This window comes from Methylobacterium sp. P3_A11 (genome assembly GCF_056403155.1).
In genome coordinates this window covers 1-3,723 of the sequence record NZ_JBFUGA010000206.1, presented here as the reverse complement: position 1 = coordinate 3,723, position 3,723 = coordinate 1, and the positions used below count along the sequence as shown (strand labels likewise).

General features: G+C 70.9%; 5 protein-coding genes and 1 pseudogene. 3 read left to right on the top strand and 3 right to left on the bottom strand.

Annotated elements, in window-relative coordinates; translation table 11 throughout:
• The 3 genes and pseudogenes from AC1DXK_RS30465 to AC1DXK_RS30455 all read right to left on the bottom strand — a co-directional run.
• Positions 1-311: pseudogene (locus AC1DXK_RS30465) on the bottom strand (polysaccharide biosynthesis/export family protein); the annotation flags it as partial.
• A gap of 246 nt (positions 312-557) precedes the next feature.
• Entirely contained in the window at positions 558-752 is a 195-nt protein-coding gene (locus AC1DXK_RS30460; RefSeq protein WP_477299667.1) for a Flp family type IVb pilin, read from the bottom strand.
• Positions 753-983: 231 nt separating this feature from the next.
• On the bottom strand, positions 984-1,259 hold the full coding sequence (locus AC1DXK_RS30455; protein WP_457108298.1) for a DUF3072 domain-containing protein: 276 nt from the start codon (positions 1,257-1,259) through the stop codon (positions 984-986).
• 168 nt (positions 1,260-1,427) lie between these two features.
• Here AC1DXK_RS30455 and AC1DXK_RS30450 point away from each other — a divergent pair, with 168 nt between their 5' ends.
• The 3 genes from AC1DXK_RS30450 to AC1DXK_RS30440 form a co-directional block, all read left to right on the top strand.
• Entirely contained in the window at positions 1,428-2,000 is a 573-nt protein-coding gene (locus tag AC1DXK_RS30450; RefSeq protein ID WP_457108299.1) for a gluconokinase, read from the top strand.
• Positions 1,997-2,818, top strand: coding sequence for a Cof-type HAD-IIB family hydrolase (locus AC1DXK_RS30445; RefSeq protein WP_457108300.1), 822 nt, complete (start codon positions 1,997-1,999; stop codon positions 2,816-2,818). Before AC1DXK_RS30450 ends, AC1DXK_RS30445 begins: the two co-directional genes overlap by 4 nt.
• A gap of 194 nt (positions 2,819-3,012) precedes the next feature.
• Positions 3,013-3,723: lytic transglycosylase domain-containing protein (locus AC1DXK_RS30440; RefSeq protein WP_477299666.1), on the top strand; the 711-nt coding region annotated here is incomplete at its 3' end.

Here is a 3,723-nt window from a genome sequence, read left to right as displayed (position 1 = left end):
CCGGAGAACAGGCCGCCGGAGCCGGCTTCCCAGACGGAGACCGAGACCATGTCGCCGATGCCGATGACCGGCTCGGAGGAGGGGCGGTGGTCGCCGAAGGAGGCGAGCAGGCTGTCCAGGGGCCGGCCGCGCAGGGCCTCGACCACCGAGGGGGTGACGTCGATGATCTCGTAGCGGGCGAGCATGCCGCCATCGGCGGTGGCCACCTCCGCACCGGCCTGGATCGCGCTCGCCGTCGGACCCGCCGCGGGCAGGTACGTGCAGCCCGACATCGCCGTGACGGCGAGCAGGACGTAGGGAAGTTTGCGCATCCAGATGTTGCCCATCGGTATTGCCGAGCCTGTGCCTAGCCCATAGCCGCCCGGGTGTCCGTAGCGGGTGAGCCACACCTCGCCCGCCACGGCCGAGAGCGCCGAGTCATCCTCGTTAAGCACAGCTTTTTCGGGGCGCTCGGGGAAAAAAGGCCGGGCACACGCCAGACGTCGGCAATATCGGGATACAAAAGCGAACTGGAGCGGGGTGTTCTCGCGCGCCACGATCCGGGTGGGGACGGGCGTTCAGTTCGACTGGGTCACGGCGGCGCTGATCGTATCGTAAACGACACTGACCCGCGACGTGTAGAACCGAAGGCTTCCGACGACGGCCAGGAAGATCAGGCCGGCGATCAGGGCATATTCAATGGCCGTGGTTCCGCGCCCGTCCCGGGAAAAGCGCACCGCCGCGGCCCCCAGTCGATCCATCGGACCGGACATCGACCGCGTTCGGACCGCGCGCCTTCCGATACTGCCGCGCCCCGGCTCGTGCATGGTCGAACGCGCCTTCACTTCCAGTCGCCTGCGTGGCCTCACGCACCGCCAGTCACGGTAGCCCCCCGGCGATTGCCGCCGGCTTAATGAAGTGCTCGAAACAGGGCGGTTGCGGCGGTTCCAGCTGGGATATGCACCGGGAAGGTCGCGGCCCGTGGGCACGCGACCGGGCGCGGCTCACGCGTGGCCGGCCTTGTGGCGGAGATCGTCGATTCGCTTCGAGGCCTCGGCCTTGTCGAGATCCGGATCGAACGCCGCCGGCTCCTTGGCTTCCTCGGACAGAGTCTTGAGATAGGACGCCTGCGCCCCGGTCATCGGCTCTCCGCCGGTGGTCCACTGGTCCGGATCCTTGATCTGATTCGACACGTCCTTCGGATCGGTCTTGGGATTGTCCCGAGAGGCCGCGGCCTTCGGGTCGGACTTCGAGGGCGCCTTCGCGGTCGTCTGTGCCATGGCCATTCTGTTCCTGAAATGTTCCAATTCGCTTCGGGGAACGCGCGGTCGACGGTGCGGTTCCTCCGCGGCTGGAGGCCGTCCGGCTGGCGGGGGCGATCTTCCCTTCTTCGCGTCCGCTCCTATTGATGGGGCGTCCGGGGTGCCGGGGAGTCAGGGGTGGTCCAGATGACGTCCCAATCGCAGCCGGCGCCCGATGCCGCCGGCGCCCAGGTCCTCGTGGTCATGGGCGTCTCGGGCTCCGGGAAGAGCACCGTGGCGGCGCTGATCGCCGAGAAGCTCGGCTGGATCTTCGTGGATGGCGACAGCTTCCACACGCCGGAACACGTGGCAAAGATGCAGGCGGGTCACGCCCTCGACGACGCGGATCGCGCGCCGTGGCTGGCCCGGATCGCGGCCTGGATCCGCCAGCGTCTCGCGGCCGGGGAATCAGGCGTCGTCGTCTGCTCGGCCCTGCGCCGGGCCTACCGGAACGTCCTGATCCAGGGCAGCCGGCGGGTGCGCCTCGTCTATCTGGACGGCGACAAGGCCCTGATCGCGCGGCGCCTCGCCGGGCGCCAGGGCCACTTCATGGCGCCGCAGCTCCTCGACAGCCAGTTCGCCGTCCTGGAGGTTCCCGGCCCCGACGAGCATCCGATCGCGGTCGGGATCCTCGAACCGCCCGGGGCGATCGCCGACCGGGTCGTGGCGGAGCTCGCCGCGGAGGCGCGCGGGACAGCGAGAAAGGGTCTGACGCGATGACCACGGAATCCGGCAAGGCCGCGGGGATCGCGCTGGTGATCTCGGACGTCGACGGCACCCTGGTCACCGGCGACAAGCGCCTGACCGCGGCGACGGTGACGGCCGTGCGGCGGCTGCGCGCGGCCGGGATCGGGTTCAGCATCGCGTCGGCGCGGCCGCCGATCGGGCTGCGGAGCCTCGTCGCCGAACTCGATCTCGACCTGCCGATGGGCGCGTTCAACGGCGCGAGCGTGGTCCGGCCGGACCTGTCGGCACTCGAGGAGCGCACCATCCCGGAGGCAGCGGCCCGGTCGGCGCTCGACCGGCTCCTGGCCGAGGGGCTCGACGTCTGGGTCTTCACCGGAGGCGCGTGGTGCCTGCGCGATCCGGCCGGCCCCTACACCGACCTCGAGCGCCGCACGATCGGGACGGAGCCGCGTGTCGTGGCCGATCTCGGGACCCTCATGGGAAGCGCCGCCAAGATCGTCGGCGTCAGCCGCGACCCCGCTCATCTCGCTGCCTGCGAGGCGCGGATCGGCGCAGCCCTGGCGGACCGCGCCACCGTCCACCGCTCGCAGCCCTACTACCTCGACGTGACGCCTCCCCATCTCGACAAGGGCCGGTTCGTCGCATGGATGAGCGCGCATCTCGCCATCCCGCCCGAGCGGATCGCCACCTTCGGCGACGCCGGCAACGATCGTCCGATGTTCGCGCAGAGCGGCTTCTCGGTGGCCATGGGCAATGCCGAGGCGGCCGTGAAGGCGGCCGCGCGCGCCGTCACGGACGGCAATGACGCGGACGGCTTCGCCCGCGGGGTCGAGCGCTTCATCCTGCCCTGAAAGGCGGAGAGCGTCCGCTCGCCCCCCCGAGGATTGCCCCGCCGAGCCCTCCACAGGGCGCAGGCCTGTGGCGTGCGGATCACAGACGCCGCCGACACCCCGGCCGCCCACAGGCTGCCGAACCGGGGCCGCTTTCCGGCCTCATTTGCCCGCGACCTAGCTTGACCAGAGAACAAGCAGCACCGGGTCTCGGAATGCATCGCCTAATCCTGGCCGCCGCCCTCGCGGTCGTGCCCGCCGTCGCCTTCGGGCAGGGCGCGCACGACAACATCGACGCGTTGATCGAGCAGCAGGCCAAGGCGAACGGCGTTCCGGCAAGCTTCGTCCACGCGGTGGTCAAGCGCGAGAGCAACTACAATCCGCGGGCCAAGGGCGGCAGTGCCCTGGGCCTGATGCAGATCAAGCACGCGACCGCGCGCAGCCTAGGCTACACCGGCGATGCCGCGGGCCTGTACGATCCGGCGACGAACCTGCGCTACGGCGTGGCCTACCTCGCAGGCGCCTACCGCACCGCCCAGGGCAATATCTCCCAGGCCTACCAATACTACAATCGCGGCTACTACTACGCGGCCAAGCGCCAGGGCATCTCCACCGAGGTCGCCGCGGTGGTGGCGCCCGTGGCGGCTTCGGCCAGCGCCCTGGCGAGCCTGTTCGGCGGCGGCGCCGCCGACACACGGACCGCAGCCGCTTCGGCCCTGGCCTACGCACCGACCCCGACCGCGGTGGCGGAGACACCGACCGAGTCGGTCGAGGTGCCGCTGCCGCCCCGCCGCCCCGCCGCCCTGGCCGGCGCGACGATTCAGCTCGCCAGCCTGTCCATCGAGCCGGTCGCCGCGACCCCGGCCGCTCTCGCGCCGACGGCTTCGGCGACCGCGGCGCAGGCGGCAGAGGCCCCGGCCGTGGAG

Coding starts and splice junctions, on each gene's coding strand:
- AC1DXK_RS30455 (WP_457108298.1), bottom strand. CDS start 1,259: ATGGCACAGACGACCGCGAAGGCGCCCTCGAAGTCCGACCCGAAGGCC.
- AC1DXK_RS30445 (WP_457108300.1), top strand. CDS start 1,997: ATGACCACGGAATCCGGCAAGGCCGCGGGGATCGCGCTGGTGATCTCG.
- AC1DXK_RS30450 (WP_457108299.1), top strand. CDS start 1,428: ATGACGTCCCAATCGCAGCCGGCGCCCGATGCCGCCGGCGCCCAGGTC.
- AC1DXK_RS30460 (WP_477299667.1), bottom strand. CDS start 752: ATGTCCGGTCCGATGGATCGACTGGGGGCCGCGGCGGTGCGCTTTTCC.